This is a genomic window from Klebsiella sp. I138 (assembly GCF_051131765.1).
GTDB lineage: Bacteria > Pseudomonadota > Gammaproteobacteria > Enterobacterales > Enterobacteriaceae > Klebsiella.
The window spans coordinates 3047216-3072487 of record NZ_CP180447.1; the positions used below are offsets into that span (position 1 = coordinate 3047216).

Below are 25272 nucleotides of genomic sequence, written 5' to 3' on the forward strand. Positions count from 1 at the left end.
TGATGCTGACAGTCCCCTCTCCCTACTCTGACCCGGCATCGTTAATATCGCGAGCCTGGCAAATCAGGCCGCCCTCTGTTTTGGGAGAACACCATGAAATTCAATTTGTTAAATGCCATCTTGCTGACGGCCGTAGCCGGTATGGCTTCCGCCCATGCCGCCGATTACAGACAGAACCCTTTTACTCTGACTTATGACGGTGCCATAACCGAAAATGTCCAGGGGAAGGTCAATATCCATCCGGTTAAATATGACTTGCACGGCATTCAGATCGCCGCCAACGTCTACACCCCGGCAAACTACGATCCAGCCAAAAAGTATCCGGCGGTTGTCGTCGCCCACCCCAACGGCGGAGTGAAAGAACAGGTTGCCGGACTGTACGCCCAGCGCCTGGCCGAACATGGCTACATCACCATCACCGCAGATGCCGCTTATCAAGGCGCCAGCGGCGGTATGCCGCGCAGCGTGGATAAACCGGCAAACCGTATTGAAGATATTCACGGCATGGCGGATTACCTCAGTCAGTATCCGGGCGTGGATGCCGCGCGCATCGGCCTGCTGGGTATCTGCGGCGGCGGCGGCTATTCGTTAAAAGCGGCGCAGACCGACAAGCGCTTTAAGGCGCTGGCAACGTTGAGTATGTTCGACTCAGGCCTTGTGCGCCGCAACGGGTATCAGGACTCGCAGCTCGATACGATCCAGGCGCGCCTGAAGCAAGCCAGCGACGCCCGTGAAAAAGAGGTCACCACCGGCGAGGTGAGCTACTCCGGTGACGCGAAGCTGACGGCCGAGCAAATTGCCCGTCTCCCGTTCGACCTGTATCGCCAGGGTTACGAGTATTACGGCAAAACCCACGCCCACCCCAACTCAACGTTCCGCTATACCACCAGCAGCCTGCTGGATTTGATGAGCTTTGATGCGCAAAGCAATATGGATCTCATCAATCAGCCGCTTTTAATGATGGCCGGCTCAAAAGCAGACTCGCTCTATATGACCGAAAGCGCCTTCAAAAAAGCGACCGGAACAAACAATAAAGAGCTGTACCTTATTGATGGTGCCACCCATATCGAAACCTACTGGGTGCCCCGCTATGTCGACCGGGCAATGAGTAAGCTGGATACCTTCTTCGACAAAAACATTTAGGCCCTGCTTATCGTCAGGCATCCCGGCGCCAGAGGTGCGCCGGGCTTATATTACCGAGGATAATGCCTCAGATAATGGTCTGAACGAGGATAGGCATTATGAGCAAAATTCATCAATCGGGTCTGAGCCTGACTCAGACGAACATCGCGCAACGCCGACCTTCCCCGTATTCGCGCCGTACAGCATAAATCACCTGCCGCGCGCAATCGCATTGACAGCGCCAGCTGTAACGTTACACTAAACCGTTATTGTTGATGATCCCCCATAAAGAAAGCGATGCTGGAAGCGGCTTGCAGACTCCGCAAAAAGAGGCCTGGATAATGCCCTTAGCCCGCCACTCACCATTGCTGCAAAGGAGCTGTATGGCAAACATTCGCGATGTCGCAAAGCATGCTGGCGTCTCCGTCAGTACCGTATCCAACGTGCTCAACGGGCGTACCGATCAGATGCGTGAAGAGACGCTGGCACGCATTCAGCAAAGTATGCAAACGCTAAATTACTTCCCTAATCGCGTTGCCCAACAGCTTAAAACGGGCCAGGCCAGAATGATCGGGCTGCTGGTCCCGTCCATCGTTAACCCCAGCTTCGCCTCGCTGGCCCGTGAAGTGGATCTGGCGGCGAAAAAGCGACTGTATCGCGTGCTGATCGGTAACACCTACCGCCAGATTGAAGAAGAAGAAGCTTTTCTGGAAGATATGTTCGCCCACGGCGTGCGCGGCATCATTGTCGCCGCCGGCGATATTGAGAAACCGCATTTCGTACGCGCCGCCGATCAGGGCATGATCATGGTCAACTACGATGGTCGTATGCCGGCAAGCGCCGGTTCCGGCGGTCTGGCACTCGACAGCGTCTCCATGGATAACGTCGAAGCTGGCCGCCTGGCAGCAGAGCATCTAATTGACCGCGGGTGTCGGCATCTGACCTTCGCCACCGTCGCCGGTATGATTCCGAGCCGCGCCCATAAAATTGAAGGTTTTCTTAGCGCGGTGCAGCATCATGGGCTATTTCGTGAAGGTATGATTGTCGAAGAGCAGACCATGGCGGCCTACGGCGACGCGGAAATGACCGAACTCGGCCGCTCCCTGGCGCAAAAAATCTGCCGGCAGTCGCAACGCCCTGACGGCATTGTGGCGATAAATGACGCGCTCGGTATTGGACTGATGGCCGGCCTGCATGAAGCCGGGATTAGCGTGCCGGGAGAGATCTCCATTATCGGTATCGATAATATCCCGCTATCCGGGCTGGTTTACCCGAGACTGAGCTCCGTGATGCCGCCGCTGGCTGAGATGGCGGAGGTTATGGTGAAACGACTGATTGAGCGGACGGAAAATCCGGCGCTCCCGCCACAGGAGTTTTTATTTACCCCTTCTTTGGTATGCCGTCAGTCGGTACGCGATACCCCTGAGCGCTGAAGCATACGCTTGTATTTTCACTGTGGCGGGAGAAGAACAAGGGCTTCTTCTCCAGTGCTCACACCAGCGTCGGCCCGACGGTAAGCAGAATATTGGCAAAGCGTCGGGTTTCACCGGAGGCGATCACCAGCAGGGTATCCGGCGATTTTGCCAGCGCGTAAAATACATCGCGGGCAACATATTCCAGCCCGGTAGTATCAGGAAGCAGGCGGCGATATTCACGTGCAATCGTATTATCAAAATCATCCGGGCTGGACATCAGCACGGCATTTTCAACATTAATGTACCCGAGCATTTTTTGCAGGATCACCACGCTGCTAATTAAACCCACAGAGAAATTCAGATAAATAATCCTCGCCCGCGGCGAAGAGTTCGTTAAACATGAATAATTGGCGTCGGCAATAAGAATATTGGCCTTGTGACCACACTGGGCCAGCGCCTGGAGTAAATCCGGGTGAATGATATCTGTTTTTATCATCAATACGTTCTCTTCATTTGGGCGGGTTCAACCCGCCCACAGGTTTATGCCCGGTAAATACCGCCGTTAATATCCAGGGTCGCCCCGGAGATAAAGCCATCGTATTCAGAGGCCAGGAAACAGATTGCCCGAGAGACATCTTCAGGCGTACCGGCCCTGCCCAGCGGAATCTCTTCGATGGTCCGGTCGGCTGAGGCCTGTGTCGTATGCTGGTTATGAAAACGGGTCCCCAGAATCAACCCCGGAGCCACGGCATTCACCCGAATGCCATACTCGCCAAGCTCGGCGGCAAGCGAGCGCGTCCACGTCAGCACGGCACCTTTGGTCATCGAGTACACCAGCGAGCCGGAGTGCCCGCCGGATCGTCCGGCTAGCGAGGCAAGATTGACGATGCTCGCACCGTCAGCCGCCGCTTTTAACCACGGCAACGCCGACTGAGTAACATTGAGCATGGTGGTCATATTGACGTCAATCACGGTGTGCCAGAACTGCGAATCAATCTCACCGAGCCATTTTCTGGCAATGATCCCCCCGACGTTATTCACCAGAATATCGATCCCACCTAAAAACGCCGCCGCCTCGGCAACGCAGCGCGCGGCATCTGCTTCATTGGTCAAATCCGCATAGCCACAGGCCGCTTTACCTCCTCGCTGCTGTGCCAGGGTGATTAATTCTCTGGGGCCTTCTTCACCACTGAAATAGTGAATATAGATATCACATCCAGCCTCAATTAATTTTCTCGCGGTCTCCTTGCCAATACCTTGCTCGGCACCGGTAATAAAAACTTTCTTTCCCGTTAATGACCCCATTGCATACTCCTTTGTTCAGAATAAATCCGCTATCGGCATATGATATTTATCCGCAAGATATTCAGGACGTTATTATCCCCACCGGCTGGCGTGTTAAATATCAGAGCCTGAGCGATACGATGTTGCTCTTGCACCCTGCCGATACGGGCAGAACGCGTCTTTTAACCGTGCTTAAATAATGCGGCACCTTTAGCGACTGAGTTCACTATTAATACCCGGCGAGTCCCGGCAACCATGTAGTTAATGGCGGCACCATTGCCACGATAATAATACCGACGAATACAACGGCCAGATATTTCGCCATTGGCCGAATAACATGTTTCATCTCCACGCCACAAATGGCACAGGTGGTATAAAGGCCGAGCCCAATAGGGGGTGAAAAGAGGCCAAAGCCCATCGCCATAATCATAATGATGCCGAAATGCAGTGGGCTGAAACCCAGCTGAACGGCGATCGGCACCAGAATCGGCGCAAAGATAATCAGCGCTGGCGCCCCCTCCAGAACCGCACCAAAAATGACCAGAATAACGATGGTTAATAACAAGAACAGCCAGGCTCCCTGCTCAACCCCAATGCTGACCAGCAGTTGGGCAATTTGCTGCGGGATCATCTGGATCGTTAGCGCATAGGAAAGGCTGGTGGCACAGGCCACGATAAACAGCAGCACACCAGACATGGCGGCGATATCGATAAACATTTTCACCGTGGCTTTAAACGTCAGTTCCCTGAACGCAAGGCGGCCAACGACGATGGCGTAAATCACCGCAAAGGCCGAGATCTCAGTCGATGTAGCAATCCCCATCATCACGCCACGGCCAATCATAAAGATCATCACCAGACCCACCGCAGCGCCAAGATACAGCTGCATGCGCGGCCGTAATACCGGATACGCTTCGCTGACGTTGATTTTTCCGCCAAAACGGTTGGCGGCAATCAGCAGCAGTACCAGCAGGCAGACGGCGGGGACCAGACCCGCAATAAACAGTGCGCCAATAGAGATGTTCGCGACAAAACCCATAACGATCAGGTTCACGCAAGGTGGAATTGTTTCGGCCATCACCGCCGATGCGGCGAACACCCCTGCGGCCTCTTCGCCATCCTGCTTAGCCCGACGTACCGCAGGCATCAGTACCCCACCCACCGCCGCAACATCCGCCAGCTTAGAGCCGGAGATCCCGGAAAAAAAGGCCATCGACAGCACGGTGGTCATGTTCAGGCCGCCGCGAAAGCGCCCCATCCCACGCACGATAAGTTCAACAAGCCGCGTCGACATCCCGTTAATTTCCATCGCGGCACCGGCAAGCAAGAAGAACGGAATCGCCAGCAGAACAAAGTGGTCTACGCCTGCCGCTACCTGCTGGGAGAAAAAGACAAACGGTAATGACGGATCGCAGATAAAGAACACCATGGCAGACAAACCAAGGGTAAACGCAATCGGCACCCCGGCCAGAATACCGAGCACAAAACAGATGAGCATCAGCCCCGCCGCGGCGCTGGCAGGATCGGCCATCAGCGAGAGTTTCATATAGCCGATGGCGGCCAGTACCACGATGCCAAGGCCGCTGAGCAGTACAACCCGGATGTGCTCGCGCAGAGCAAGTTCCAGCGCCGCGACCATCATGACCAGCGAGCCGATCAGTACCGGAATAACATAGATCGTCTGCGGCAATCCGGTTTCGGTGGTTTGCAGCCGCGCGGCCTGCACCAGGTCATAGCTGGAAACAACGAGCCCAACCGAGACCAGAAACAAGACCCAGCGGCTGGCATGAACGACATATGGACGCACCCGTTCCGGCAGGAAACGCAGAAACAGATCGACGCCAATATGACCGCCTTTCGCCGTCGAGGTCGCCACGCCGAAAAACACCAGGGCAATCATCAACGCACGGGCCACTTCTTCAGCCCAGTGAATGGGGGAGTGCAGCGCATAGCGCCAGATAACGGATGCAAATACCACCAGCACATTAATAAACAGTGCCAGAGCCCCGGCCCAGGCCGTTAAGGTGGTTAAAAACCGGCTCAGCTTGCCCAATAGCGCAAGGGCCACGCACTCATCCTTTGCTTTAATAGAGATATCAGCCATGTTGAATCTTCTCCACAAGGTTGCCAATCTCACCGCTTACCGCCGCCGTATCACGACCGGGCAAGCGGTGCCGATCATGACGGGTCTTTTGCCGCCGCGGTAATCTCATCAACGATGGGCTTCATATCCGGGTACTGCTTGAGGAACGTCTGCCACACGGGCTGCACCTGCTGATAGAAGTACTGGCGGTCGGTCTCGCGGAACGTCACCCCTTTCGCTTCAAGGTTTTTTATCGCCTCCTGCTCTTTTTTACCTGCCTGCAGGCGCTCGTAGTCGGTTGCTTCTTTTGCCGCCGCCAGCACGTCCGCGCGCAGCTCCGGCGGGATTTGTGCGAAACTCTTTTTATTCATGGCAATCATCAGCGGGTTGTAGCTGTGGCGGGTCAGGGTGCCGTTTTTGACGATTTCATAATATTTACTCGCATAAATCGTCGGGGCATCGTGCTCAACGCCGTCAATAACGCCCATTTGCAGACTGGAGTACACTTCACCGCCCGGCATAGGGATGGCCACCGCGCCCATATGGTTCAGCGTGGCGATAAAATTAGGCACCGGCAAAACGCGAATTTTCAGGTTTTTTAAATCCTCGGGCTTTTCAATTACCTTTTTCGTATAAATATTGCGGGCGCCTAAGTTAAAGCCGTAACCAAGCACCATCACGTTGGCTTTATCCATCATTAGCCCGGAGAGTTTCTCTCCCGCTTTTCCGTCCAACGCCCTCCCGACCTGGTTGTAATCTTTAAATAAATAACCAAGATCCAGGACGCCCATTTCAGGTACCAACGTGGCCCAGATGGAAGTCCCGGAAATCATCATATTAATAGCGCCAATACGGACCTGCTGAGTCGCATCAGCCTCTTTTCCCAACATGCCGTTGGCAAAATAATTGAGCTTAATTTGCCCTTTCAATTTTGCGTTATTGTTAAGGTTTTCCTGAAAACGGCTGAACCAAATATAGTGCGCCGAGGATTCGTCCGCCGGCAAAGAAGAATACACGCGGAAGTTGAGCGCCGCATGGGCTACGGTGCTCACCGCACTCCCCGCAATCAGGGCCGAGCTCAAACAAGCAAAAGCTAAAAAACGTCTGGCCGAACAAAACTGTGTCATTTTCATCATCGTTATCCTTTCACGTACCGTTGAGGTGTCTGTAGCACCTTCGAGCCTCGCTAAATCGCCAGGGACTTCAGTCATAACCGGAGGGTAAATTTCTTCTGTAACGTTTTAGTGTAACGTTACAGACCGTATTCGTCTCACCAGATAAAAGCAAGTTGCTTACCCGCTTCATCGGGTATGAAGTGTGAATTTTGTGGCTGGTATCGCGAATTTAGCCGCTGGTTTTACATCATGAAAACGTCGTCTTTGCTGTTTAGTCACTGTTTAGTCGGTGCCACCGTCTGATTCTGGCGACTACACTCAACAGGGACCGACGCAGCAACAAAGAGGGGCTGAATAATGCGTAGCGGGCCATCAGCGGATTCGCGGCCATCGCCGCCCGTAAACGTGAAGGCTATCGCAAACGCCGCTTTTCATTCTCCGCTACGCTGGAGCATTCCGTTCACCCGTTAACCGTTCTGAGACAGGAAATAATCATGCAACTGAATGACCTGACCTTGTTCCGCCAGCAGGCTTTTATCAATGGCGAGTGGCGTGAAGCCATTACCGGCGACGTGATTCCGGTGACCAACCCGGCGAATGGCGAGGTGCTGGGATCAGTCCCTAAAATGGGCGCAGAAGAGACGCGTGACGCCATCCATGCCGCCCACCGAGCCCTCCCCGCCTGGCGCCAGCTCACGGCAAAAGAACGCGCCGCAATCCTGCGCCGCTGGTTCGATCTGATGATGGCAAACCAGGACGATCTGGCCCGCCTGATGACGCTGGAGCAGGGTAAACCGCTGGCGGAGGCTAAAGGCGAGATTGGCTACGCCGCTTCATTTATCGAATGGTTCGCCGAAGAGGGAAAACGTATCTATGGCGACACGATTCCCGGTCATCAGGCCGATAAGCGCCTGATCGTGATTAAACAGCCGATTGGCGTTACCGCCGCTATCACCCCGTGGAATTTCCCGGCGGCAATGATCACCCGCAAAGCCGGCCCGGCGCTCGCTGCGGGCTGTACGATGGTACTCAAACCGGCCAGCCAGACTCCGTTTTCCGCGCTGGCGCTGGCCGAGCTGGCCAGGCGTGCCGGGATCCCAGACGGGGTGTTTAACGTAGTGACGGGTTCCGCCAGCGCAGTAGGTAATGAACTGACCGGCAACCCGCTGGTGCGCAAGCTGTCATTTACCGGCTCCACGGAAATCGGCCGTCAGCTGATGGCGCAGTGTGCCCAGGACATCAAAAAAGTCTCGCTGGAGCTGGGGGGCAACGCGCCGTTTATCGTGTTTGATGATGCGGATCTGGATAAAGCGGTAGACGGCGCCATGGCCTCTAAGTTTCGCAACGCCGGGCAGACCTGCGTCTGCGCCAATCGTCTGTACGTGCAGGACAGTGTTTATGAGCGCTTTGCCGAAAAACTACAGCAGGCGGTGGACAAACTGCATCTCGGTGACGGCCTACAGGCGGGTGTGACAACCGGACCGTTGATTGATGAGAAAGCCATTGCCAAGGTGCAGGAACATATCGCCGATGCCGTCGGGAAAGGCGCCCGGGTCATCACCGGCGGGAAAGTGCATTCTCTGGGCGGCAACTTCTTCCAGCCGACGATTCTGGTCGATGTTCCCGTCGATGCAAAAGTGGCAAAAGAAGAGACGTTTGGCCCGCTGGCCCCTCTGTTCCGCTTCTCAGATGAAGCGGATGTGATTCATCAGGCCAATGATACCGAATTCGGCCTCGCCGCCTATTTCTATGCCCGAGATTTGAGCCGCGTTTTCCGCGTTGGGGAGGCGCTGGAGTACGGGATCGTCGGTATCAATACCGGCCTTATCTCTAACGAGGTCGCGCCTTTTGGTGGGGTAAAATCCTCCGGTCTGGGTCGCGAAGGTTCGAAGTATGGAATTGAAGACTACTTAGAAATCAAATATATGTGTATTGGACTTTAATTCACGACGGCCCAATGACGCATCAGAGCCCCGAAAGGGATCCTCTTCCGGGCTCTGTTTGCATGGCAGGCTACGCTGGCTTCTTGTAGCGCGGAAGCTCAACAACGGGATAGGAATACGTCTCCTGGACAATACAGTGGTCAGGCGTCGCCATTCCCGAATAGAAGAAAAAATAGGCCTGGCTGTCCGGGAAAAAGATCAGATCGTCACCATTTTGAAAACGGGTAATACGAAAAGGGACATTGCTTTTGGTTTGTGCCTGTCTTATGCCGGAGGCGACCTGGAAGTGATCCCCCCATTTCATGGTCGACAGCTTGTAATGGAATTTAGAGATAGTCACACTTTTGCGTAACGAGCAGGACAGCTTCACCGCGGTGCCCGCAAATGCAGGAGAAAGAAACAGGCTTATTAAACTCATTAGTAATATGATTTTCATAAAGATCTTAAAATTTACAGGACTATTTGCAGACGGTAACACGGATACACAGCCTACACATTCCCAGGAGGCATATTTTTCCCACACTGCCCCATTCTAAGAATAATCCGATCCCAGTTTTCCTTTTTTTCTTTCCTGCTTTGCTCTTTTCTCCCCGCACAATAAATCGTCCGGCATCTTTCCCCTCGTATTCAACAACGCATAAGGAAAACAATGCCGTTATTATTAGCATACGATTATTTCCGCCGCATAATAAAACCCAGACGGAATGTTTATAAATAGCAGTAATAGTAAAATATTTTCACATTAGATTCACAGTGTATTTTCAAAGCGAATTTCATTTTAAATACGCATCTATTCGACATGATATGAACTATAAGCTATAATGATGAGTGCTCACCAATTATTACAAATGTGAATAATTACCAGGCACCATACGCAGATTTAAAGCATGTATTATTTTGTTTAATTAACTCTATTAAACGAGAAGAAAATGGCAGATAGCAAAATTAAAATTTACAATGCCCGCTATAGCAAGTTGATGAAGCTTCTGGATTTTTTCACCGTCAACGCCCTGGTATTTATTTATCTAAAGTATTTTTTCATTGAACCATCAACTGCATCCGCCCTTCTCGGTGTTATCTACTCATTAGTATTCATTCGCAGTAATGAGCATTTGCATCTTTACTCAAGTCAGTTCAGAGAACATTTATTCACCAAATCAGCCAGCCTGTTTTTGAGCGTATGCATTAGTAGCATTCTCTCATTTGTATTTTTTGTCCTCGCCGAAATATTGTTGAATAAACACTCAACGGCCGATACTCTTCTTCTGGCAAAAACGCTGAGCCAATGTTCAATCATTATCTTTGCCAGCGTACTGATCATCCGATTAATTATCAGATGCTTTTTCAATCGAAAAAAACTCCACGTGGCAATACTGGGCATTACCCCCGCAGGACTGGCCATCGAACACGCGCTGTTAAATGAGTTTTCTAAAAAAGGGATTGAGATCAGTTACTTTGAGGACAGGAATAATCAACGCGATAGCCGCCTCATCAGCATTGAGCAGAAAGGCAATTCGCGCGATTTACTCGCGCTGGCAAAAGCAGATAAGGTTGATGAAATCTACATTGCCCTGCCAATGGTGGCTCAGCAGCGTATCCGCCAGTTTCTTAACGAGTTTTCCGATACCACCGTTGACGTGTTTCTGGTCCCGGATCTGTTTTCATACAGCTCACACATCTCGCAGCTTCGCATGTTTGGCAATATTCAGACGATCAGTATCTTTACCTCGCCTTTTGATGGCGAAGGCGCGCTGATAAAACGCATTGAAGATATCATTCTCGGGACATTTTTCACCCTGGTCAGCTTGCCTGCAATGCTGCTTATCGCCATCGGGATAAAATTAACATCCCCCGGGCCAGTCTTATTTAAGCAAAACCGTTATGGATTGAATGGTAAGCAAATTCCGGTCTGGAAATTCAGAACAATGCGGGTCATGGAAAACAACGCTGTGGTCAAGCAGGCCACCCGAGGCGATCCGCGTATTACCCGCTTTGGTGCATTTTTACGTAAAACCTCACTCGATGAACTGCCGCAATTTATCAATGTACTGCAAGGACGGATGTCGATTGTCGGTCCCCGCCCTCATGCGGTTGCCCATAATGAGGAATACCGTGTCCTGGTTGATAACTATATGATTCGCCACAAAGTGAAGCCGGGAATCACCGGACTGGCGCAAATCAGGGGCTTCCGGGGTGAGACAGACACGTTAGATAAAATGGAAAAACGCATTCGCTACGACCTGGAATATATCCAGTCATGGTCGTTATTCCTCGATCTTAAAATTATCTTCCTGACCTTCTTCCGTGGGTTTGTGGGGAAAAATGCGTTCTAGGCTCATCTTTCTGACCGGTCTGCTGTATCTCCCTCACGGGTATGCTGACCTACAGGCAAAACCGCATACGGGCGTCGCGGGCATCGACTTCGAGAGCCAGCTGGGCTATGACGTCGGTTACAATGATAACGTGACCTGGCAGCGGGCAGATGACAATAAAATCTCATCGGGTTATCAGACGATTAAACCTGTTTTGAAAGCCATTGGTCAGCGCTATGAAGATCGCTACCTGCTGATGTACTCAGGGGATTACCGCAACTACACCGGCGATAGCGCAGATAACCGCAGCAACCATTTTTTCATGTTCAATGGCAGCTGGCGCTACGGAAAAATGCACGGGCTGTCGTTGGATCTTGATGAGACGTTTGGCCACGAAGAACGCGGTCTGGATACCACGCTGGGCTTTTTGCCAGAGCAGTTTAAAGAGTTTGGCATCAACAAACCGCTCAGCACGCGCTTTTTCAATAGCGAATTACGCTACAGCTACGGTGCTCCGGAGGGGCGTGGTAAAGCCGAGCTGGCGCTGCTCCATAAACAGCTCCGCTTTCGCGATCTCTCTGACGTACAAGCCGCCGACGCTGACTTCTATTACTATATGCGCGATCAGGAATGGCATGAAAACAGCCTGGTTGCCGAGATTTTTGATCAGAAAGCCAAAACGCTGCGCTATCGCTACAGTTTTATTACTAACCAACGTCGCTATGAACTTAATCCTTTAAAAGATACCAATGAATACTATCTGCTGGTGGGGATGAAGAACCGCCTTTCAGGTAAAACAGAGATTAATGGCAACGTGGCATGGCTATACAAAGATTTTATCCATAACCCTGATTCACAGGGGTTTAATGGCCTGAACTGGGATATTAATGCGGACTGGAAGCCTCTTGAGCAGATAAAACTCAACCTGCACAGTTCACAGCGCATTAAGGACCCTTCTGACTCCGGCGGCTATATCCTGGTTTCTAATTTCGGCCTGGGCTATGAACATCACTGGCTGGTGGATCGTTTTTCAACCCTGGTCGATTATTCTTACATTACCGAAGACTACAAACATCAATCCAATGGGCGAAAAGACCAGTCGAATCTTTTATCGCTGACTTTTAACTACGATTATCGCCCATCCATCAATTTTAAGCTGAAGCTGCAATGGAACACGATGCATTCCAATAAAGATACGGATGTCTTTTATATTGGCCCAGACTACGACCATGCCGTCGAGCGCACACTGGGCTACAACGATTCGGCCATTATTTTTATGACGCAGGTACAGATATGATCCTAACTCGCAGGAAACTGGCAGTAATTCCTCTTCTGGCATGGTTGCTGACCGGCTGCTCGGCTCCGCCACAAACGGTCAAAAATCCGCCGGATGCCGTCTATCATTTGGATCAAGGTGATGAGGTCAACATTGCCGTATCTGGTGAACAGGATCTGACGATGCGCGTGAAAATTGATAACAGCGGCAATATTGAATACCCCTACATTGGCTCTCTGATGCTGAAAGGCAAAACGCCGGAACAGGTCAGTAAGGAAATAGCCGATAAGCTGCGCGGCAATTACCTGCAGGCGCCGATGGTGACCGTCAGCATTGCCGAATACCGTAAGATTTACCTGTTAGGAGAAGTAAAAAAACCTGACGGCTACGCCTGGGAGCCCGGTTTAACGGCTGAAAAAGCTATTGCGCTGGCCGGGGGCTTCACCGACCGTGCCGACCGCCATGACATCCGAATTCGCCAGGTACGCAGCGGTAAGCTGCTGGAGAATGTCGCCGCCGACTCCGCCATTCAGGCCGGGGATACCATTATTATTGGAATGAGCTTCTTCTGATATGGCAATTTCATTAGTAGAAAACGGGAAGAAGAAAGAAGGTGTTATCGACTTTACACCCTATTTCAACAAAATTAAGCACAAGCTTATCTGGTGCCTGCTGGTGGTCATTCTGGCGGGAGTGGCTGCGTTTATCCTGACACGATTTATGTCGTCCAGCTATACGGCGACAGCGACGGTGCTGTTTAAAGCTCAGGCTCAGGATGTCACGCCGCTGCCGCGACTAGAGAACTATGATTCCACCCGCAGCGACTACTACGAAACAAAATATGCATTAATGAAGTCACGAGTTGTCCTTGAATCCGCAATCAAAACCCTGAAGCTCGATCAGGATGAGGAATTCAACGGCGGTAACGGTCTGGACGACGCCACTAAACTCAACAATGCTATCCGGGCATTGCAAAGAAACATCACAATTTCTGGCGTCAGAACCACCCAGCTGGTATCGGTTTCCATGGAAGCCAAATCGGCTGAGAAAGCGGCTGTTATTGCCAACGGCGTTGCTCAGGCATTCATCGACTACAGTCTGCAACTGAAGCAAAAATCGTTGCTTCAGGCCCAGGGCTGGAACGAAAAAATGATGGATGACCTGAAAAACAAGATGGCGCAGCAAAAAGCTGACATCGATGATTTTCTGAAAAAGAACGGATTATTAACGTTCCGTAGTATGGATGGTTATGAAACCGAGCAGCTCGGGATCACCATCAATCAACTTGCTGACGCCACTCAGCGCCGTCTGAAGGCGCAAACTATCTGGGATAAAGTCCGCCGTCAGCAGGGGAAAACGCCGGAAGAAATCATTTCACTGCCGGATATTTCCGGTCACCCGCAGATACAGGATTTGCGGATTGCGTTAACCCAAACCCGTCGTAACTTATCGGAAGCGGCAAAACACTATGGTCCGAATCATCCCAAATATCGCCAGGCTCAGGCGCAGCTGCAGGTGGTCAACGGCCAGATCGGGCAAGTACTCGGCGAGTTGTTAAACGGTTTACGCCAGCAGTACCAGATTGCGCTGGATGATGAGCAACGATATCAGCAGATGCTCAACGCGCAAAAAGGTAACTTCCAGGAACTGGCGGCGAAACGTGATAAGTACAATGCCATGACCACGGATCTGAATAAAACCGAAGAGCTGTACAAATCGTTATATCAGCGCGCCAACGAGCAAAAATTATCCGAACAGTTTTCCGTCGCAGATGAGGTTATCTATGACGCAGCCGTTCCGCCAGATTTACCATCGAAGCCTAACCGCGGCTTATTAATCGTCATGGCGGCGATGATGGCGCTGGCCGTGTATGTCATGTACCTGATAGTCAGCACCGCGCTGGATAAAACGGTGAACAACATCAGCGAACTGAAAACCAAAGCCATGCTTGATGCCAGTGGCGAATTCCCGCAACTTCCGCATCTGGAAAATGCGAAAACAGCGTTTCGCGACGTGCTGTATGCCGACATGATCCACAGCCTGCGCCTGGCGCTGCTGAATAAAATCGCGCGTCCGGGCATCATTCTGGTCACGGCCGTCCGTTCATCCTCGGGCAATAGCCTCATTGCTGAACTGCTGGCCTGGTCTAACAGTAAAGCCCACAAAACCCTGCTGATTGACCTGGACTACCTCACCAGCACTGGATTATCAGCCAGATGGCCACAGCATAAAGACGGTTTTAGTCAGTATCTCAACGGGCGATGCCAGAGGGAACAGGCGGTGATTTCGTTGGGGGAAAACCTGGATGTTATGCCTCGCGGTGAGCTCAGCGATTCCTCGTTATTGTTGCTGACCTCGGAGAAGCTCCCTGCTCTCCTGAAATCATTACAGCAGACGTACCACACGGTGATCATCGATACCCCATCGCTAAGCCTGGCCCAGGATAGCCTGCTGCTGGCCCCGCATGTCGATATTGCTCTGTTGGTGGTGAAAGCCGCTGAGCAGGCGGGACGCATTCGTGATGCCGATAGTCGACTGCGTGCTGCCGGTAATCTTCACGTAGCCTGCATGCTCAACCAGGTGACAGAAGAAAATCTGCAAACCCAGGAAGGTCGACGCCTTCCTGAACGCGGTATGCGCGAACTTATCTCTCCGAAGCAGAGCTTATGAATTTAATTAAAAGCATTTCATCCATCGCGAGCTCTTCCGTCTTATCGCAGTTGATCGGCGCATTTTCTGTCTGGCTGATTTCCCATCGCTACGGCATGGCGGAAGTGGGACATTACGCGATGATTTACAGCAATGTGCTCATTGGCGCGCAGGTCTGTACTTTTGCTTCACAGTTACTGATTCCCCGCCAGGAAGATCATGAGCTGGGGCAAAACGTGGTGTTTTGCCTGCTACAAAGCCTTGTGATGGCCATTCCGTGGGCGGTCATCACCGGACTGATTTTTGATCTCAATATCGCCTTTCTCTATCTGATGACTTTAGGCTATGCGCTGGTATTGATTGCTGAAAACTTATCGCTGCGAGGCGGAAATTACCAGTTTCTGACCTTTCAGCGCATTGCTGTCTCGCTGGTTGTGGCGATCGCACTGCTGGTCATGCCCAACACAACCCTGTTTTATCTGGCGTGGATGATCGGAATTTTGCTGCTACTTGGCGCCTGCCTGCTACGTTTGTTCAACTTCAGAACGCTGACGCTGGCGCATTTTTCTCCCACAATGAATGGGCGCTTTCTCCGCGAACACTGGCAACATATCAGCCGGGTGGGCAGTGCAGAAGTGCTGGCCATGGCCAGCAACAACCTGCCAACTATGCTGATTAACGTTTGGTTTTCACCACTGGTTGCCGGCTATTTTTCGGTTGTCAGCCGCTTCTGCCTGTCGCCGGTTATGATCATTGGCAATGCGGTGCGTAACTCTATCTTCTCAAAATGGTCGATGGATTTTCGCCATAACACCTTTAATTATCATGAATATAAAAAGGTCCGCTTATTATTGATAGCTGCTGCATTGGTTTGCATCGTGGGGATCTGGATTTTCTATCCGCTGGTGATGCGCCTGGGCTTCAGCCAGGAATGGCTCAACTCCATCCCGACATCACGCTATATGCTCCCCTACCTGTTTGCCGCTCTGGCCGTCAGCCCATTGACCGTCATCGAGCTGATTTTTGGCTCAAAGCGTTACTTCTTGCGCATCCAGCTGGAGCAACTGCTGATAATCGGCGTGGCGTTTGTCGTGATGCCGAAAATGGGCATCGGGTATGAGATTTCGCTGCTGACCTTTTCGATACTCACCAGCGTACGCTACCTGTTCATCCTGCTGAAAATGAACGCCAGGGCGAAGAAACTCGCCTTGCAGGAGCAGAACGCATGCAGCTGAATACCGGTCGTTATCTGGAAGCGTTTGCCCTGATGACCATTGTCTTCTGCGGCACCGTTCAGTATTTCACCGGTATTGCGGCAGTCTTGTGGCTACCGTTTTTTATGGTGCTGATCATGGTGGTGCTGTTGATGATGCAAAGCCATCCGCAGCCGCTTACCCTCAGTACACGTGAAAAGCTGGTCCTCGCCCTCTATCTGACATTTATTATCCTGAGCCTCTCCTCAACGGTTTTGCAGTCCGGAATTGTGACGACTATCGTCGGCTTTAAGAACGAACTTGCGCTGTCGCTGGTGATGTTCTGTATGTTGCTCGGTATGTTCCGTGAGTCTCAGCTGCACCGGCTAACCCAGTTATTTTACTGGCTGTTTTACGTCCAGTTCCCAATTGCCATCTATCAGGTTCTGTTTGTGGTGCCAAAACGCGTCGCGATACGCGGTGAAGATGAAAAGTGGGATTCGGTTGTGGGCACGTTCGGCGGCGATCCGATGGGCGGGGGGAATACTGCCGCCATGGGGATGTTTTGCCTGCTGATCATGTTGTTAAAAGTGTCCGAATTTAAGCACGGCATTTGCACTTTCAAATCCATGGTGATTCATATCGTGCTGGCTTTTGTGCTCTGCATCATTGGTGAAGTTAAATTCGTCATTCTGCTCTCCCCTTTCCTGCTGGTCTTACTGTGGATCATGCCCGGTTACGTCAGCGGCGTCAGCAAAGTCAGCCTGCGTTCGCTGTTGATTATTGCCGCGGGAATGGTGGTATTGATTTTTTCCGCCATTACCATTCTTGCCGCCAACTATTCCGCCGCGTTTGGCGGCGATCCGACAAAAAGCGCGTTCTCTGTATTTGTCGACTCTCTCGGGTATATCTTTGATACTAACTACATCATGGATACCGGCGAGCTGGGACGCTTTACCACTATTTTCTTCTGGCTCCAGCACAATGAACTTTTCGGCCCTGGTGGAATGCTGTTCGGTTATGGCCTGAATGCCACCAATAGCGGGAGTACCGTATCACCAGGTTATATTGGCGCCTGGTTCCACCTGATTCTCGACTCTACATCGTTGAGCATGTTGCTTTGGGAAGTCGGTATTATTGGCGTTGCACTTTTTATTGCCATGATAGCCTCGATTCTTATCTCGATGCGGCCAAAAGAGACATTTTCACGCTATGACCTGAAACGTGAAGATTTACAGCTTCTCAGCTCAGCTCCGGCATTTTATGTCTTTGCAATCGGCTGCTTGCTTAGCCTTCCCTATAGTCAGATCCTGATGATCATTCCCATGCTACAGTTTTTATTATGGTTGGCCCTTGGGGCGCTGATTGTCATCCACCGCTCTGTCCGTTTGAATTCCGGTACCTAATATGAATAAAACTCCCTCCATTACCGTCAGCATTAAGACCCTGAATGAAGCTCAGGGGATTGAAAAAACGATCGACAGCGTGCGTAAGCAATTACAACCTTACCCCCATCAGATCATCGTGGCAGACAGCCTCTCCACGGATAACACCCGGGAACTGGCGGTGGCTAAAGATGCGATGGTCGTCTGCCTGGATAACGCCGGGGATCGCTGCTGCGGTATTGGCCACCAGCTGGGCTGGCTATACAGCGAGGGGGATTATCTGCTGCTACTGGACGGTGATATGGAACTGGAGCCTGGCTTCCTCGATACGGCGGTCGCTTTTCTTGAAGCCCATCCGGAATATGCGGGCGTGGCGGGGAGCGTAGAAATGGACGATGCCGCTAATTATGAATTCAAATCCCGCAAGCAGCGCCTGCATCTTATTTATCCGCAGGGAGATACCGACCATCTGGGCGGCGGCGGCCTCTATCGCCGCTCGGCCATTGAAAAGATTGGCTATCTGACCAACCTCAATCTGCACGGCTATGAAGAGGCAGAATTAGGTATTCGCCTGCAGGCTGCAGGGTATAAATTACACCGTCTTGCGGCGCCCTACTTCAGCCATGCCTCTTACACCATGCCAACATTTAAGATGCTGACCTATCGTTGGAAAAACGGTTTTTTATGGGCCCCGGGTGAATTATTACGTAATTGCTGGGGAAAACCTCATTTTCCGGCTGCATTTAAGATTGTACGCAATGAGCTGATATTTACCGTGTATCTGCTCTTTTTATTCATCTGCATTCTTTCATTGAACCTCAAACTGATCGCTATCGCGATCCTGCCCCTGCTGGCATTTATTGCCCTTAAGGCGATTAAGAATAAATCCCTGAGAGATGGCATACAAAGCGTCATCAACTTATCGCTCTTTTCCGCAGGCCTGCTGCGTGGCGTCATTAATTCGGTCAAAGATCCGATGAAACGACCGGCGGTGACCGTTACCAATCCAAAGCATATCAAGACAGAAAATGAAAATATTATTCGTTAATAAGTTCTTCTTTATTAAAGGAGGAGCGGAAACCGTATTCTTCCAGGAACGGGATGCCATGCTGCAATCTGGTTTTCAGATTGTTGATTTCAGCATGAAACATGCCGAGAACAAACCGTCACCCTGGGAACCGTTTTTCGTACATAACGTGGATTATCATGGCAGTCATGGTCTGCTGGGGAAGATAAAAGCCGGTATCGACTTTATTTATAATGCTGATGCATGCGAGAAGCTCAATACCTTGTTGCTACAGGAGCAGCCGGATATTGTTCACTTCCACAATATCTATCATCAGCTGACACCCGCGCTTATTGGCATCGCCAAACGCTTTGGCTGCAAAACCGTATTAACCGCGCACGATTATAAAATCGTCTGCCCGTCCTATACGATGCTGCGTGATGGCCACGTCTGCGATGACTGTATTACGGGCTCAGTCATGAATGCTTTCCGTCATCGTTGCCAGCAAGGTGACACCGGCAAAAGTTTGCTGCTCTCTCTGGAAGCCTACTGGCAGAAATTTGCCAAAAACTACGCCATGCTCGACTCCATCGTCGCGCCCAGTGAATTTATGCGCCAGACCCTGCTGCGAAAATTACCCCACGCGCGCATTGACGTGATCGTCAACGGAATTGATGCCAGTACCACCACTCCGGGCGATACCGCGGGAGATTATTTTCTCTACATTGGCCGCCTGAGTCGTGAAAAAGGCGTTGCTACCCTGGCGCAAGCACAGCAAAAAATGCAGCAAAAGATGCCGCTCAAAATTATCGGCGATGGCCCATTAAATGATGACCTGCGCGCGCGTTTCAGCGGCCCGGAGTTCCTCGGCTATATGCGCCATGGGGAGGCCCTCAATGATTTGATACGCGGCGCCCGGGCAGTGATCGTGCCTTCTGAATACTATGAAAACTGCTCGATGTCGGTACTGGAAGCCATGGCTTTCGGCCGACCGGTGGTGGGCGGCAACATTGGCGGGATCCCTGAGCAGATCCGCGATGGCATTGACGGCTATCTCTTTGAACCAGGCAATGCCGGTGCGCTGGCACAGATTATGGACGATCTGGCAGCTAACCCGCAGAAAGCCCGTGAAATGGGGAGCAACGCACGCCAAAGATTGCAGGATAAATACGATCTTGCCCACCACATGCAGGTGCTAAGAGAGCTCTACCAGCAGCTCGTGGGAGAACAAAAATGAAGATAAAAGTCACGGTTCTTGGAACACGCGGGATTCCTGACGCTCAGGGCGGCGTCGAAACGCATTGCCAGAATTTATACCCGGAAATTTATCAGCAGAGTCATGCGGATATCTGTGTTATCGCGCGTTCTCCCTACGTCAATTATCGCCACGGTGAATACAAAGGCGTCCGTCTGAAAAGCCTGTGGGCGCCAAAGAGCCGCAAGTTTGAAGCGATTATTCACTCGACGCTGGCGGCTTTCAGCACCCTGTTTGATGGCTCAAACGTGGTTCACGTTCACGCCGTTGGCCCAGGCTTAGTCGTTCCACTACTGCGTCTACTGGGTAAACGTGTCGTCTTTACCCATCATGGTCCGGATTACGATCGCCAGAAATGGGGAAAAATGGCCAAAGAGATGCTGCGTCTTGGTGAGAAGTGGGCCGTAAAATACGCCAATGAAGTTATTGTTATCTCTGAAGTGATTAACAATCTGATTAAGACCAAACATGGCCGAACCAACGCTAACGTCATTTACAATGGCGTACGCCAGCAGGCGGTCCCTCCTCAGGAAGCCGTGGACGCAACGCTGGATAAATACGCGTTAAAAGCCGGCCAGTATATTGTGGCGGTTGCCCGCTTTGTTGAGGAAAAAGGTCTTCATGACCTGATCGCGGCCTATGAAACTGCACGGTGTCAGGTCCCTCTGGTGCTGATTGGCGATGCTGACCATCCCGATGAATACAGCCAACGGCTAAAGAAACAGGCGGCGGCAAACCCGAATGTCATCACGACAGGGTTTATCAGCGGTGAGCCTCTGCATACGTTATTTTCGCAAGCCGGGCTGTTTGTCCTGCCTTCGTACCATGAAGGTCTGCCGATTGCGCTGCTGGAAGCTATGTCCTGGTCCTTACCGGTTGTGGTCAGCGACATTCCGGCTAACCTGGAAATAGGTCTGCCATCTGATGTCTATTTCCCGGTCGGCAACGTTGCAGCTCTTGCGCAAAAGTTACAGGCCTGGAGTGGCGCCGGTACCGCTGATTACAGCCAACTGATGCCAAAGTACCGTTGGCCCGAAATTGCTGCTGAAACCACACGCGTGTATCAGCGCCTGACTGACAGGAATTGATAGTGACGAAACCGACATCAGAACTGGTGGTTGATCGTTTCTATGCCTCACTCGATCCGGAGGTAGAAGCCTCGTTGACCCCGGAGCAAAAACACGGAATTGAACAGGCGCTGATGAGAGCGACGCTCTCTTCTCGCCATCGTATTGATTTCCGCCGTAGCTTTCCTTTTCTTCATCGACGTTACTTTGTGGTGTTTTTGTTTGGCCGGGATCTGCGTAGAGTGTCGAGAGACAGTACCCTCGGACGCATTTTTTCGACGCTGGCAATTTCTATCGCCCTGCTGCTCGGTATTTTGTCCGTGCTGCTGACGCTCTATATGCTCAAGTCTGCGTTAGGTATTGACGTCTTTAAGAACTTCCATGTCGGTATCTGGACATGGTTTGTCAACCTCCATGATAAAGTGAACTAACGATGGCCGTAGCTTATCCCCGCGCAATTCCTCTTCTGGCGGCGCTTCTGATCTCAGGTGGACTCACCTCTTTGCCCGCGTGGGCGGAACAGATCACGGTCTCTCCACCGGCCTTCAACGGCATATTAACCAACCCTGGCATGGGCGTAGCCAGCTTTCACGATGGCTACGGACAAAAACCAACGCCGAAGGAATACCCGCACACCGGGTTTGAATACGATCGCTTCTACTGGAACGAACTGGAACCCCAGGAAGGAGTCTACCGTTTTACGCCCATTGACCACGCTTTCTCCGTCGCAGCGCAGCATCAGCCAGCAATGAACGTCGGCCTGCGCGTTATGGTGCTGGATGAACCGCAGTCGGGTTCCAAAATACCTGACTGGCTGATTGCAAAAGGTATTAAAGGCCAGTGGGTCGCGGATGGAAAAACGTTTGTACCGGACCTGAGCGATCCTGTCTTTATCGCCTATGTCCAGAAGCTGCTGAACGCAATGGGGGCGCGCTATGATGGTAATCCTGAACTGGCGTTTGTCGACATTGGCATCGTTGGTTCCTGGGGTGAATGGCATAACTCCAATTTTGCCGACGTGCCGCCTTTAATGGAGAAATACACCCCGGATCAGCTCAACCGCTACGTTGATATGCACTTCACCAGCTTTCCCAAAACGCCAAAAATTATGCTCATCAGCGGCGGTAACTCCCTGGCCTATGCAAGCAAAAAAGGCGCAGGGTGGCGCGCGGACTGTTGGGGGGACTGGCACAACTTTACGCCAGAATGGAGCCATATGCGCGACGATTATCCTCAGCGTCTGGCGGCAGCCGAGGCTATATTCCCCGGAATAAGCACCCGCTGGCAACAGGCACCGGTCAGTCTTGAGATTTGCGGTTATATGAACGAATGGCAAAGCGTGCAGCACTACACCCGCGAAGAGGTTCAGGCAACCTTTGACTGGGCTTTACAGCAGCATGCCAGTACGTTGAATCTGAAATCCCGCCCGGTCCCGGCGGAATACCGCGATATCGTCGATCGGGCGCTGTTGCGCATCGGCTATCGTTTTCGCGTGGGCCAGCTTCAACTGGAAAGTTCCGTCCCGGCGGGCCAGCCTCTGACTGTTGATGCCACCTGGCACAACGACGGCGTAGCGCCTGTTTACCTGGCGTATCGGGTGCAATGGCGAATCGTGAATGCCCAGGGTGACGTCGTGGCCCAGAAAACCACGCGGGACGATATCCGCCAGTGGCTGCCAGGAAGCCATCAGAGCCAGTTAACCATTGCACTGCCTGCAACCCTGCCCGCCGGGAAATATCGGCTGGAGGTGGCCTTAACCAACGAGCAGGGCATACCGCGCATTCGTCTCGCCAACGAAGGCGGAAACGCAGAGGGGTGGTACCCGATGGCTTCATTTAACATTAAGGAATAACTATGTTGGAATCCATTCGCCATGTCTGTCTGGAAATAAAGCACTCAGGCGGTATGAAATCAAAAATCGCCATCCTGCTCTATCGTCTGGCGACGTTATTTCGCAGCCGCAATCCGCTGTACAAACTGTGCGCTATCCCGTTTGTGATCCTCAATAAAATCATTAACGAGTGTTTATTTTGCGTCGAGATTCCCTGGCAAACGCGTATTGGATATGGGCTCAAACTCTTTCATCCACACTGCATCGTGATTAACCGGGACACGGTCATTGGCAACCACTGTAGCTTACGTCAGGGCGTCACTATCGGTAGCGTCACGGATAGCAACGGGCAGGAAGGCGCCAGCCCGCTCATCGGCAACAATGTTGAGTTCGGTGCACATGCCGTTGTTATCGGGGCTGTCACGCTGGGGGATAATGTGAAAGTGGGAGCCGGAACCGTCGTGACCAAAGATCTGCCTGAGGGGACGATTGCCGTAGGCCAGCCGTTTCGTATTTTAAAAACGGGCTAAACTATCGGCTCTTCGCCCGATTCACAGATAAAAAAATCCACGCCCGAAGCGCGTGGATTTTTTAGATTGAACCAGACAACCCGGTAGACGTCAGGCTCGCAGCCTGAGCGGCTCGCTAAAGTCATCGGCGGGTTCCAGCTTCAGGCTGAATGTTGCCAGCAGCGCGTTAGCCCGGTCGTGGAAATCACGCAGCGTTTTCTCAAGTTTCTCGCTCACTTCCGGATCGTCAATAGCGACCGGACGCCAGACCCCTTCTTTATCAAACAAGCCAAACTGATAGCTGTAAGTGAAACGTGACGCCTGTGCTTCCATCTCCATCCACCATCCCCAAAACTCTCGTTTTTCGGGCGCTGGTTTTACATTGACGCAAACTGCCAGGCAATCGAAAAAGAAGCGATTGTCTTCACACTGCTCTTCGCGAATATAAGGGCCAAGAGCCGTGAATTTCTTAATCAGCTTACTCTTGAGGTGTCCACTCGGTAACGTCATTGCGATCTCCTTTAGTGATGCAACTGTTTTACCAAATCAATAAAATTTAGCAATATATTAACTAAATCTATGACTCATCCACCGGGCAATCTGTCGCAATGCGTGATCGAAATTGCGATAAACGGGCTTAAATGGAATCTCAAGCAGCTTGCCATCCGCAGAAGATGACGTAATTAAACGCGATTCTTCTTCCGGGCTGAACGGATCGTTTTTCCAGAAGCCGGACAGCATCGGCGTCGGACAGCGGCGTCCCAGAAGCCCCTGCGTTTTTAACGAATAGCGGTTCAGCTCTATACGCAGCGCCTCGTCAGAGGCATCGTGCATGCCCAGCCGCGATGCCAGAACGTCGAGATACATTTCAGGAACCCGACCTTGATGCAGCGGGTCCACCAGCAGGTTATGCACCACCGGGCCAAGGCAGGCCACCGCTTTTAAGCGCTGCGGTTCCAGATAGCCCAGACGGACGGCGATATTGGCACCAAAACGGAAACCGAACGCCGCAACCCGGGTATGATCAACCCACGGAACATTCGGCAGGTGCCGCAACGCATGCTGATGCAACAGGCTGGTATCCTGGGTTAGCTTCCATTTTGACGAGAAGCCTATCGAGGGCATATCCAGCGTCAACATAGCGATGCCCAGCGGCGCGAAGTAGTTCTCATACAGGCTGTAGTAGTCCGTCTGCAGCGAATCCAGACCACCGCACATCAGGACTACCGGGAACGGGCCTTCGCCTTTCGGCAAATGTAAAAAGCCAGTCACCGACGCACCGCCAGGAACAGGAAACTCCAGCTCTCGCAGCTCGCCAGGCAGGCGAAGTGCCGCCTCTTCATAGGCTCGATTAGCCAATACCTGCGCCTGCTCCGCCAGATCGTCACCCTTAATATGCGGATAGGCGGCAATGCTGTAGAGATTGGATGCATGCAGCCAGTGGCGCCCGCTGGTCAGGGGATCGGCTTCCTGCCCGGCCTTTTGCTGCCAGATCATCGCCTGTTTCGCCCATTCGAAGATCCAGTTGCCGCCGCGATAGCCCACTACGGTGTCATAAAGCTCCGGATCGGTGCGCTCAGCATCGCTCATGACAATGCGGGCCTGCACATCGAGGATCTCCTGCGGCGTCACACCGCGCCAGATCCACATCAGGCGGTTGATCAAACGGTACCAGTGTTCGACATTGCTACCATCGAGCGCAGAGTGGATCGGCTGTTGCGTACCAGAAGCAAACCGCCGCACCAGCGTAGAGGTTTCTGGATGTTTGAATCGAGGTTTAAACAGTGTTTCGCTAAGGTTAGCTTGTGACATGTGCAGCCTCCATCG

Annotated in this window: 22 protein-coding genes; 15 read left to right on the forward strand and 7 right to left on the reverse strand. The window is 52.0% G+C overall.

Annotated elements, in window-relative coordinates; all coding sequences use genetic code 11:
• The first annotated feature begins 93 nt into the window (after nt 1–93).
• Both ACMYSK_RS14235 and ACMYSK_RS14240 read left to right on the forward strand, forming a co-directional pair.
• Nucleotides 94–1143: an alpha/beta hydrolase gene (locus tag ACMYSK_RS14235; RefSeq protein WP_434636215.1), complete on the forward strand. Its 1050-nt coding sequence runs from the start codon at nt 94–96 to the stop codon at nt 1141–1143.
• Nucleotides 1144–1505: 362 nt separating this feature from the next.
• Entirely contained in the window at nt 1506–2555 is a 1050-nt protein-coding gene (locus ACMYSK_RS14240) for a LacI family DNA-binding transcriptional regulator (RefSeq protein WP_434636218.1), read from the forward strand.
• 58 nt (nt 2556–2613) lie between these two features.
• On the opposite strand, the gene ACMYSK_RS14245 is transcribed toward ACMYSK_RS14240, so the two are convergent.
• From ACMYSK_RS14245 to ACMYSK_RS14260, 4 genes are all read right to left on the reverse strand, one after another.
• Complete coding sequence (locus tag ACMYSK_RS14245) at nt 2614–3033, reverse strand: RbsD/FucU family protein (RefSeq protein ID WP_434636220.1); 420 nt, start codon at nt 3031–3033, stop codon at nt 2614–2616.
• Between the two features lie 44 nt (nt 3034–3077).
• Nucleotides 3078–3842 carry an SDR family NAD(P)-dependent oxidoreductase gene (locus ACMYSK_RS14250; protein WP_434636223.1) on the reverse strand — a complete coding sequence of 255 codons (765 nt, stop codon included), beginning with the start codon at nt 3840–3842 and terminating at the stop codon, nt 3078–3080.
• A gap of 208 nt (nt 3843–4050) precedes the next feature.
• Entirely contained in the window at nt 4051–5925 is a 1875-nt protein-coding gene (locus ACMYSK_RS14255; protein WP_434636225.1) for a TRAP transporter large permease, read from the reverse strand.
• Between the two features lie 74 nt (nt 5926–5999).
• Nucleotides 6000–6956 (reverse strand): TRAP transporter substrate-binding protein, encoded by a 957-nt coding sequence (locus tag ACMYSK_RS14260; RefSeq protein WP_434636227.1) that lies wholly within the window; start codon nt 6954–6956, stop codon nt 6000–6002.
• Nucleotides 6957–7513: 557 nt separating this feature from the next.
• Between ACMYSK_RS14260 and gabD the strand changes: the two genes are divergently transcribed.
• Nucleotides 7514–8962: an NADP-dependent succinate-semialdehyde dehydrogenase gene (gene gabD, locus ACMYSK_RS14265; protein ID WP_434636229.1), complete on the forward strand. Its 1449-nt coding sequence runs from the start codon at nt 7514–7516 to the stop codon at nt 8960–8962.
• Nucleotides 8963–9032: 70 nt separating this feature from the next.
• Here gabD and ACMYSK_RS14270 read toward each other — a convergent pair whose 3' ends face one another.
• Nucleotides 9033–9380: a hypothetical protein gene (locus tag ACMYSK_RS14270; RefSeq protein WP_434636231.1), complete on the reverse strand. Its 348-nt coding sequence runs from the start codon at nt 9378–9380 to the stop codon at nt 9033–9035.
• Between the two features lie 511 nt (nt 9381–9891).
• Between ACMYSK_RS14270 and ACMYSK_RS14275 the strand changes: the two genes are divergently transcribed.
• From ACMYSK_RS14275 to ACMYSK_RS14330, 12 genes are read left to right on the forward strand one after another with little or no spacing between them, the layout of a single operon-like run.
• Nucleotides 9892–11295: an undecaprenyl-phosphate glucose phosphotransferase gene (locus tag ACMYSK_RS14275; protein ID WP_434636232.1), complete on the forward strand. Its 1404-nt coding sequence runs from the start codon at nt 9892–9894 to the stop codon at nt 11293–11295.
• A complete protein-coding gene (locus ACMYSK_RS14280) occupies nt 11285–12571 on the forward strand; it encodes an outer membrane beta-barrel protein (protein WP_434636234.1) in 1287 nt (428 codons plus the stop codon). Before ACMYSK_RS14275 ends, ACMYSK_RS14280 begins: the two co-directional genes overlap by 11 nt.
• The gene (locus ACMYSK_RS14285; protein WP_434636236.1) at nt 12568–13122 is read left to right on the forward strand and encodes a polysaccharide biosynthesis/export family protein; all 555 of its coding nucleotides are present in this window, start codon (nt 12568–12570) and stop codon (nt 13120–13122) included. Before ACMYSK_RS14280 ends, ACMYSK_RS14285 begins: the two co-directional genes overlap by 4 nt.
• 1 nt (nt 13123) lies before the next feature.
• Nucleotides 13124–15220: a GumC family protein gene (locus tag ACMYSK_RS14290; protein ID WP_434636238.1), complete on the forward strand. Its 2097-nt coding sequence runs from the start codon at nt 13124–13126 to the stop codon at nt 15218–15220.
• Nucleotides 15217–16434, forward strand: coding sequence for a lipopolysaccharide biosynthesis protein (locus tag ACMYSK_RS14295; protein WP_434636240.1), 1218 nt, complete (start codon nt 15217–15219; stop codon nt 16432–16434). Before ACMYSK_RS14290 ends, ACMYSK_RS14295 begins: the two co-directional genes overlap by 4 nt.
• The gene (locus tag ACMYSK_RS14300) at nt 16425–17798 is read left to right on the forward strand and encodes a capsular biosynthesis protein (protein ID WP_434636241.1); all 1374 of its coding nucleotides are present in this window, start codon (nt 16425–16427) and stop codon (nt 17796–17798) included. Before ACMYSK_RS14295 ends, ACMYSK_RS14300 begins: the two co-directional genes overlap by 10 nt.
• Nucleotide 17799: 1 nt before the next feature.
• Nucleotides 17800–18825: a glycosyltransferase gene (locus tag ACMYSK_RS14305; RefSeq protein WP_434636243.1), complete on the forward strand. Its 1026-nt coding sequence runs from the start codon at nt 17800–17802 to the stop codon at nt 18823–18825.
• A complete protein-coding gene (locus tag ACMYSK_RS14310) occupies nt 18806–20020 on the forward strand; it encodes a glycosyltransferase family 4 protein (RefSeq protein ID WP_434636244.1) in 1215 nt (404 codons plus the stop codon). Before ACMYSK_RS14305 ends, ACMYSK_RS14310 begins: the two co-directional genes overlap by 20 nt.
• On the forward strand, nt 20017–21126 hold the full coding sequence (locus ACMYSK_RS14315; protein WP_434636246.1) for a glycosyltransferase family 4 protein: 1110 nt from the start codon (nt 20017–20019) through the stop codon (nt 21124–21126). Before ACMYSK_RS14310 ends, ACMYSK_RS14315 begins: the two co-directional genes overlap by 4 nt.
• A gap of 2 nt (nt 21127–21128) precedes the next feature.
• Nucleotides 21129–21536 (forward strand): hypothetical protein, encoded by a 408-nt coding sequence (locus tag ACMYSK_RS14320; RefSeq protein WP_434636248.1) that lies wholly within the window; start codon nt 21129–21131, stop codon nt 21534–21536.
• A 2-nt stretch (nt 21537–21538) separates the two neighbouring features.
• The gene (locus tag ACMYSK_RS14325) at nt 21539–22957 is read left to right on the forward strand and encodes a DUF4832 domain-containing protein (protein WP_434636250.1); all 1419 of its coding nucleotides are present in this window, start codon (nt 21539–21541) and stop codon (nt 22955–22957) included.
• Between the two features lie 2 nt (nt 22958–22959).
• Nucleotides 22960–23466 carry a serine acetyltransferase gene (locus tag ACMYSK_RS14330; RefSeq protein WP_434636252.1) on the forward strand — a complete coding sequence of 169 codons (507 nt, stop codon included), beginning with the start codon at nt 22960–22962 and terminating at the stop codon, nt 23464–23466.
• A gap of 90 nt (nt 23467–23556) precedes the next feature.
• Here ACMYSK_RS14330 and crl read toward each other — a convergent pair whose 3' ends face one another.
• Together crl and frsA are read right to left on the reverse strand one after the other, a co-directional pair.
• Nucleotides 23557–23955, reverse strand: coding sequence for a sigma factor-binding protein Crl (gene crl, locus ACMYSK_RS14335; RefSeq protein ID WP_100684745.1), 399 nt, complete (start codon nt 23953–23955; stop codon nt 23557–23559).
• A gap of 57 nt (nt 23956–24012) precedes the next feature.
• The gene (gene frsA, locus ACMYSK_RS14340; protein WP_434636254.1) at nt 24013–25257 is read right to left on the reverse strand and encodes an esterase FrsA; all 1245 of its coding nucleotides are present in this window, start codon (nt 25255–25257) and stop codon (nt 24013–24015) included.
• Nucleotides 25258–25272: the final 15 nt, after the last annotated feature.

Excerpts from the sequence above, each read along its gene's own strand:
- ACMYSK_RS14235 (WP_434636215.1), top strand. The coding sequence starts at position 94 with ATGAAATTCAATTTGTTAAATGCCATCTTGCTGACGGCCGTAGCCGGT.
- crl (WP_100684745.1), bottom strand. The coding sequence starts at position 23,955 with ATGACGTTACCGAGTGGACACCTCAAGAGTAAGCTGATTAAGAAATTC.
- ACMYSK_RS14285 (WP_434636236.1), top strand. The coding sequence starts at position 12,568 with ATGATCCTAACTCGCAGGAAACTGGCAGTAATTCCTCTTCTGGCATGG.
- ACMYSK_RS14240 (WP_434636218.1), top strand. The coding sequence starts at position 1,506 with ATGGCAAACATTCGCGATGTCGCAAAGCATGCTGGCGTCTCCGTCAGT.
- ACMYSK_RS14295 (WP_434636240.1), top strand. The coding sequence starts at position 15,217 with ATGAATTTAATTAAAAGCATTTCATCCATCGCGAGCTCTTCCGTCTTA.
- gabD (WP_434636229.1), top strand. The coding sequence starts at position 7,514 with ATGCAACTGAATGACCTGACCTTGTTCCGCCAGCAGGCTTTTATCAAT.
- ACMYSK_RS14245 (WP_434636220.1), bottom strand. The coding sequence starts at position 3,033 with ATGATAAAAACAGATATCATTCACCCGGATTTACTCCAGGCGCTGGCC.
- ACMYSK_RS14305 (WP_434636243.1), top strand. The coding sequence starts at position 17,800 with ATGAATAAAACTCCCTCCATTACCGTCAGCATTAAGACCCTGAATGAA.
- ACMYSK_RS14255 (WP_434636225.1), bottom strand. The coding sequence starts at position 5,925 with ATGGCTGATATCTCTATTAAAGCAAAGGATGAGTGCGTGGCCCTTGCG.
- ACMYSK_RS14310 (WP_434636244.1), top strand. The coding sequence starts at position 18,806 with ATGAAAATATTATTCGTTAATAAGTTCTTCTTTATTAAAGGAGGAGCG.
- ACMYSK_RS14280 (WP_434636234.1), top strand. The coding sequence starts at position 11,285 with ATGCGTTCTAGGCTCATCTTTCTGACCGGTCTGCTGTATCTCCCTCAC.
- ACMYSK_RS14290 (WP_434636238.1), top strand. The coding sequence starts at position 13,124 with ATGGCAATTTCATTAGTAGAAAACGGGAAGAAGAAAGAAGGTGTTATC.
- ACMYSK_RS14330 (WP_434636252.1), top strand. The coding sequence starts at position 22,960 with ATGTTGGAATCCATTCGCCATGTCTGTCTGGAAATAAAGCACTCAGGC.
- ACMYSK_RS14315 (WP_434636246.1), top strand. The coding sequence starts at position 20,017 with ATGAAGATAAAAGTCACGGTTCTTGGAACACGCGGGATTCCTGACGCT.
- ACMYSK_RS14275 (WP_434636232.1), top strand. The coding sequence starts at position 9,892 with ATGGCAGATAGCAAAATTAAAATTTACAATGCCCGCTATAGCAAGTTG.
- ACMYSK_RS14270 (WP_434636231.1), bottom strand. The coding sequence starts at position 9,380 with ATGAGTTTAATAAGCCTGTTTCTTTCTCCTGCATTTGCGGGCACCGCG.
- ACMYSK_RS14325 (WP_434636250.1), top strand. The coding sequence starts at position 21,539 with ATGGCCGTAGCTTATCCCCGCGCAATTCCTCTTCTGGCGGCGCTTCTG.
- ACMYSK_RS14250 (WP_434636223.1), bottom strand. The coding sequence starts at position 3,842 with ATGGGGTCATTAACGGGAAAGAAAGTTTTTATTACCGGTGCCGAGCAA.
- frsA (WP_434636254.1), bottom strand. The coding sequence starts at position 25,257 with ATGTCACAAGCTAACCTTAGCGAAACACTGTTTAAACCTCGATTCAAA.
- ACMYSK_RS14300 (WP_434636241.1), top strand. The coding sequence starts at position 16,425 with ATGCAGCTGAATACCGGTCGTTATCTGGAAGCGTTTGCCCTGATGACC.